This window comes from Mycobacterium sp. NGS35 (assembly GCF_059812855.1).
This window is the reverse complement of sequence record NZ_JCALDL010000032.1, coordinates 1-212: the sequence shown is the minus strand read 5'-3', so window position 1 is coordinate 212 and position 212 is coordinate 1. Positions and strand designations below refer to the sequence as shown.

Sequence of the window (212 nt, the reverse complement as noted above, 5' to 3'; positions counted from 1 at the left end):
ACCCACCCGCGCCAGCCCCAACACCTCGGCATAAATCCCGGCCAAAAGTTCCTCGACCGCATCACCGGGGGCGCGGTAACGCTCAATGCCGCCATAATCCGGCGCCGGCAACGCCCGCACATCGAGCTTGCCGTTGACCGTCAACGGCAACACATCCAACCCCACCACCGCCGCGGGCACCATATAACCCGGCAAACGCCCCGCGAGCTGTT

General features: G+C 65.6%; 1 protein-coding gene. It reads right to left on the bottom strand.

Annotation, left to right across the window (positions count from 1 at the left end; translation table 11 throughout):
• The coding region (locus AC5Y4C_RS20990) for a hypothetical protein (RefSeq protein WP_500008532.1) at window positions 1-212 on the bottom strand (212 nt) is incomplete at both ends.